Annotated in this window: 5 protein-coding genes; 2 read left to right on the plus strand and 3 right to left on the minus strand. The window is 63.5% G+C overall.

What is annotated here, in order from left to right; all coding sequences use genetic code 11:
- Positions 1 to 91: 91 nt before the first annotated feature.
- From ccsB to ABWW33_RS31025, 3 genes are all read right to left on the minus strand, one after another.
- Positions 92 to 1246 (minus strand): c-type cytochrome biogenesis protein CcsB, encoded by a 1155-nt coding sequence (ccsB, locus tag ABWW33_RS31015; RefSeq protein WP_353405296.1) that lies wholly within the window; start codon positions 1244 to 1246, stop codon positions 92 to 94.
- A 25-nt stretch (positions 1247 to 1271) separates the two neighbouring features.
- Complete coding sequence (locus ABWW33_RS31020; RefSeq protein WP_353405293.1) at positions 1272 to 3353, minus strand: cytochrome c biogenesis protein ResB; 2082 nt, start codon at positions 3351 to 3353, stop codon at positions 1272 to 1274.
- 123 nt (positions 3354 to 3476) lie between these two features.
- On the minus strand, positions 3477 to 4157 hold the full coding sequence (locus tag ABWW33_RS31025) for a c-type cytochrome (protein ID WP_176655270.1): 681 nt from the start codon (positions 4155 to 4157) through the stop codon (positions 3477 to 3479).
- Positions 4158 to 4294: 137 nt separating this feature from the next.
- On the opposite strand from ABWW33_RS31025, the gene yihA reads away from it, so the two are divergent.
- Positions 4295 to 5038, plus strand: coding sequence for a ribosome biogenesis GTP-binding protein YihA/YsxC (gene yihA / locus ABWW33_RS31030; RefSeq protein WP_176655269.1), 744 nt, complete (start codon positions 4295 to 4297; stop codon positions 5036 to 5038).
- 23 nt (positions 5039 to 5061) lie between these two features.
- On the plus strand, positions 5062 to 6069 hold the full coding sequence (gene hemB, locus ABWW33_RS31035) for a porphobilinogen synthase (protein WP_176655268.1): 1008 nt from the start codon (positions 5062 to 5064) through the stop codon (positions 6067 to 6069).
- Positions 6070 to 6231: the final 162 nt, after the last annotated feature.

Here is a 6231-nt window from a genome sequence, read left to right on the forward strand (position 1 = left end):
CTGACTCCAAAGATTGTGCAAGATTGGGACTTGGTCGTCCCATCAGGCTAAACCTTACACCAATCTCCGGAAGTCGTTGATTACATTGCGATTACAATTTTCCGTACGAGTGCAGGCCGGACAGGAACATGTTGACGCCCAGGAAAGCGAAGGTCGTCACCAGCAGGCCCACCAGCGCCCACCAGGCCGCCGGACGGCCGCGCAGGCCGGTCATCAGGCGCATGTGCAGCCAGGCCGCGTAGTTGAGCCAGACGATCAGCGCCCAGGTTTCCTTCGGGTCCCACGACCAGTAGCCGCCCCACGCCTCGGCCGCCCACAGCGCGCCCAGGATGGTGGCGATGGTGAAGAAGGCGAAGCCGGCCGAGATGGCCTTGTACATGACGTCGTCCAGCACTTCTTCCGACGGCAGGCGGTCGACCAGGTAGCCCGAGGTCTTCAGCAGGTAGGCCGCCGAGACCATGGCCGCCAGCGCGAAGTTGCCATAGCCGATGAAGTTGGCCGGCACGTGGATCTTCATCCACCAGCTTTGCAGCGCGGGCAGCAGCGGCTGGATGTCGGCCGCGTCGCGCGACGTGGTGTACCAGAACAGGAAGCCGATCGCGGCGGTGATGACCAGGGTGACAAACGAGCCCAGCTGGCGGGTGGCGTAGCGCTGCTCGAAATACAGGTAGAACATCGCGGTGATCAGCGAGAACAGGATGAACACTTCATACAGGTTGGACACGGGGATGTGGCCGACGTCGGCGCCGATCAGGTAGGACTCGTACCAGCGCACCATCATGCCGGTCAGGCCCAGCACCACGGCGGCCCAGCACAGCTTGGAGCCGATGCTGGAGGCGGCGGCCGAGCGGGTGGCCAGGCCTATCCAGTAGAACAGGGTGGCCAGGCAGAACATCACGCTCATCCACAGGATCGCGGACTGGCTCGACAGCATCATGCGCAGCCAGAACTTCTTGGTGCCCATGTCCAGCTGGCCGGCGTACATGGAGATCGCCCACAGCGACAGCAGCGCCACCAGCGGCATCAGCCAGCGCACCGGCTTCCAGTGCCAGCCCAGCGCGGCGAAGGTCGGCGCGGCGGCCAGCAGGATGCCCTTCTCGTAGATGTCCATATAGCCGCCGTAGCGGCTCAGGCCGAACAGCGAGCCGGCCAGCAGCGCCAGCGCGAACACCCAGTCGATCGCGGTCAGGCGCTTGAAATAGCCGGGCGCCTGGGTGTAGGTTTGGGTCGATTGCGTCAGTTCCATCATTTATCTCCTTGGCTGCCACGGCTTACGCCGATTGCGGCAGCTTCTCTTTCAAAGTCTCAAACTCGCGTTCGAAGTCCAGCGTCTTGCGCTGGGTGCTCATGGCCATCAGCGCCTCGGAGCCGTCGCCCCCGTCCTTGATCCAGACCCACAGGCGGCGCTCGCGGATGTAGAACATCGAGAATACACCCAGCACCAGGAATACACAGCCGAGATAGACCACGTTCTTGCCCGGCGAACGCGTCACCTGGAACACCGAGGCCTTGATTTCGGTAAAGTCGTCCAGCTGCAGGTAGACCGGCGCGCCGTAGAAGAACACGTCCGACAGCGCGTTGGTGGCCAGCTGCAGGAAGCGCGCATGGTTCTCGTCGGGGCTGGCCGGCGGCAAGCCGTCCTTCTCGCGCGCGGCCTGCCACAGGTCCCACAGGCTGCCGTTCAAGATCTTCATGAAGACGTCGGCGGCCTTCTCCTGCTCGGCGGCGGGTATCTTTTCCAGGAACTGCGAGATGGCGACAAAGCCGGCCGCCTTGTCGTTGCCGGAAAAGATGGTCAGGCTCTTGTCGGCCGACGCCTGCAGCTGCTGGCGCAGCACGTCCGAGTTGCCGGACTGCGGCGTGGCGCGCTCGGCATAGCGCTTGGCGGCGGCGGCGCGCAGGGCCGGGTCGCCCAGCGCGGCGCGCAGGCGCATCCATTCGGTGACGCTGTGGGCGTCGTCGGCCGGGATGCGCAGGAAGCTGAACTGGTCGGCCGGATTGGCGCGCATGCCGGCCAGGAACACGGTGGCGCCGTCGATGGTCACCGGCTGCATATAGTTCTGGTATTCGCGCGCCTGGCCGGTCTTGTCGCGCAACTTGTACTGCACGCTCGGGCCGACGTTTTTCAAATCCTTGTTGTGGGCGTTCTTGCCGGCCGAGCCGGTGTGCTTGTCGAGCTGCTCCGCCAGGCTCTGGCCCTTGGCGACCGAGCGCGGATCCTGCGACGCGCCGATGTTTTCCACGTTGAACGGACGGAAGCCCGACCATTCCACCGTGTAGGCGTCGCCCATCGGCGTGCTGCCGCCCACTTCGCCGGCGATGGCGAACTTGGTGGTCTGGGTGCCCTGCATCGGGAAGCCGGTCAACTTGAGCTTGCTGCCGCCATCCTCAAAGCTGGACTGGTAGATCGCCAGGCCCTTGTACAGCAGGGGCTTGTTGACCTCGATGACGGACTTGACCACCTCGCCGGTGGCGTGGTCGCGCACCTCCACCTCGCTGGCGAACAGCTTGGGCATGCCGGTGCTGTAGAAGTCGATGTTGAATTTTTTCAGGTTGATGGTGAACGGCAGGTCCTGGATCAGCACGCCATCGGGACGGGCGATGGTGGCCGTGTCGCTGGACGAGCCTTCCGGGATCATCGTGTTGCCGCGGAAGGTGGGATTGGCCAGGCCGAGGCGGTGCTGGGCCGGGATCGCCGAGATCAGGCCGCTGCCGGTGAACGGCACCTTGCCGAAGAACCACTCCTGCAGGCGGATCGGCATGTCCGAATCAAGCAGGCCGCCGATGCAGATGATGACGATGGCCGAGTGCGCGAAGATGTAGCCGAACTTGTTGGCCGCGCCCTGCTTGGCCGCCACCAGCGTGCCGTGGCCCTTGTCGACCAGCTTGACCTTGTAGCCGGCGTCGGCCAGCCGGGCCGCCGTCTGCTGCGCCAGCGCCGCGCGCGCCAGCGGCGAGCGCCACTGCATCTTGTGGTGGAAGTTCAGCAGCGAGTTCTCGCGCACGTTCTCGCGCCAGCTGCGCATGTCCTTCATCATCTTGGGCGCGTTGCGCAGGATGCACAGCGAGGTCGATGTCACCAGCGCGGTCATCAGCAGCAGGAACCACCAGGCCGAATACACCGCGTACAGGCCGATCTTGCTGAACACTTCGAACCAGAACGGCCCGAACTGGTTGATGTAGTTGTTGGTCGCCTCGTTCTGCTTCATCACGGTGCCGATGATGGCGGCGATGGCGATCATCGCCAGCAGCGCGATGGCGAAGCGCATCGAGGATATCAGTTCGACGATTTCGCCGACGATGGGACGGCGGGTCTTGAGTTCGATGCCGGTGGTGCTGGGGCTGCTGCTCATACTGGAACTATCTCAAAAAGGGGACGCTGCGGGCAGCATACCAACAAAAAGGGCAGCCCGCTTACGCTGCCGCCCTCTATGCACTATCAGCCGCACCATAACACCGTGGCGCGGGAAGCTGGCTTACTTCAAGCCGGCGACGTAATCGGCCACCGCTTTCATTTCTTCATCCGACATGCGCTTGGCGATGGTGCTCATCTGCGCGCTGTTCTTGCGGCCGCCCGACTTGAACAGGCCCAGCTGGGCTACCGTGTAATCCTGGTGCTGGCCGCCGATGCGCGGATATTGCACAGGGATGCCGGCACCGGCCGCGCCGTGGCAGCTGGCGCAGGCTGGCACGTTCTTCTCGGCGATGCCGCCGCGATAGATCTTCTTGCCCAGTTCAACCGTGTCCTTGTTCTTCGCCGCACCCGGCTTTTGCGCCTGGGTGGCCAGCCAGGCCGAGATGTTGTGCTTTTCCTCATCCGTCAGCATCTTCGCGTACGTCGTCATCACCGGTTGATTCCGGTCGGCGGTGGTAAAGTTCACCAGTTCCTTGTAAATATAGCCTTCGTGCTGGCCGGCCAGTTTCGGATTGACGCTGATCGTCGAATTGCCGCCGGCGCCGTGGCAGGATACACAGGCAGGCAGGCCGCGTGCGTTGTCGCCGGTTTCAAACAGGGAGCCGCCCTTGGCCGCATCGACCTTGGGCGCCGCTGCTTCGGCGTGGGCCGGTTTCGCTTCCTCGGCTGCGGATGCGGTGCCCGCAACGGCCAGCAGAGCTACCAACAGGGATTTTACAAACGGTGAAAACGCACGATTCATTCAAGCACCCTCAAAAAAGTTTGTCGAAACTTTGCCGCACGCATCGAGGTGGAGGCGATGGCAACACTTCGTAACCACTCATTGTACAATAGCTTTCCAGCATATTTGCTCCCTTTTGTTGCATTTTTCCCCATCCCATGTCCAAACTCTGGCAAGCCCGCTTCTTTACGACCGTTAACCAATTGCGCGATCTGCCCGACACCACGGTGCCGGAAATCGCCTTTGCAGGTCGCTCCAACGCCGGCAAATCGACCGCCATCAACATCCTGTGCAACCAGAAAGGACTGGCGTTCGCCTCCAAGACCCCTGGCCGCACGCAGCACATCAACTACTTCTCGATCGGCGGCGCGCACGTCGCGCAGCACCGCAAGGACCCGACCATCGTCGAGGAAATCGAATGCCTGCTGGTCGACTTGCCGGGCTACGGCTACGCGGAAGTGTCCGGTTCTGCCAAGCTGCACTGGCAGCGCCTGCTGGGCGACTACGTGCAGCGCCGCGAGCAGCTGGCCGCGCTGATCCTGATCATGGACTCGCGCCGCCCGTTCACCGAACTCGATATCCAGATGCTGGAATGGTTCGCCCCGACCGGCAAGCCGATCCATTGCATTCTGACCAAGGTTGACAAACTGAACCGCAACGAATCGGTCAACGTGCTGCGCCAGGCCAAGGCCAAGCTGGACAGCTACGTCGACGAGGATGGCGAAGGCTTCCCGTTCACCGTGCAGCTGTTCTCGGCGCTCAAGCGCGTCGGCATCGACGAGGCCAACGACAAGATCCTGGAGCTGGCCGGCATCACCGACGACGAGGCGGCCGCCGCGGTCGAGCTGATCGAGATGGAAGACGACGACGAGCCGGACACCGCGCCGGACCAGGACAAGTAATCTTTTAGCAAGGAAGACCAGGCATGCACAACCCGCACGTTTCCGCACAATTTCCCGGCATCCGCATGCGCCGCATGCGCCGCGATCCCTTCTCGCGCGCGCTGATGCGCGAGCACCACGTCACCGCGTCGGACTTGATCTACCCGGTGTTCATCCTCGAAGGCACGCACCAGCGCGAGCCGGTGCTGTCGATGCCCGGCGTCGAGCGGGTGTCGGTGGACCTGCTGCTGAAGGTGGCCGAGGAATGCGTGGCGCTGGGCATCCCGGTGCTGGCGCTGTTCCCGGTCATCGACGCCATGAAGAAGACGCCGGACGGCATCGAGGCGACCAATCCCGACGGCCTGGTGCCGCGCGCGGTGCGCACGCTGAAGCAGGCCTTCCCCGACCTCGGCATCCTGACCGACGTCGCGCTGGATCCGTACACCAGCCACGGCCAGGACGGCCTGATCGACGACAACGGCTACGTCATCAACGACCTCACCACCGACATGCTGATCCGCCAGGCGCTGTGCCAGGCCGAGGCCGGCGTCGACGTGGTGGCGCCGTCGGACATGATGGACGGGCGCATCGGCGCGATCCGCGCCGCGCTGGAAGCCGGCGGCCACATCCACACGCGCATCATGGCGTACTCGGCCAAGTACGCGTCGGCGTTCTACGGCCCGTTCCGCGACGCGGTCGGCTCGGCCAGGAACCTGGGCAAGGGCGACAAGAACACCTACCAGATGGACCCGGCCAACAGCGACGAGGCGCTGCGCGAGGTGGGCCTGGACCTGGCCGAGGGCGCCGACATGGTGATGGTCAAGCCGGGCATGCCCTACCTGGACATCGTGCGCCGCGTGAAGGACGAGTTCAAGGTGCCGACCTTCGCCTACCAGGTCAGCGGCGAATACGCGATGATCAAGGCGGCCGCGCAAAACGGCTGGCTGGACCACGACAAGGTGATGATGGAGGCGATGCTGTCGTTCAAGCGCGCCGGCGCCGATGGCGTGCTGACCTACTTCGCGCTCGACATCGCCCGCCTGCTCAAATAAAAAAAGCGGGGTCAGTTCCGGCAATGTGCCACGCGTGGCACATTGCCGGAACTGACCCTAATGCCGTTAAGTTAAGGATTTCCTGAGCCTCCGTTCAGGATAGCGTTGCGGTTTTGCTTTGGTGACCCGATCGAATTTCCGGTCGGGTCGATAGACATTGAG

This window comes from Duganella hordei (assembly GCF_040369125.1).
In the GTDB taxonomy this organism is placed as follows: Bacteria; Pseudomonadota; Gammaproteobacteria; order Burkholderiales; family Burkholderiaceae_D; genus Rugamonas; species Rugamonas hordei.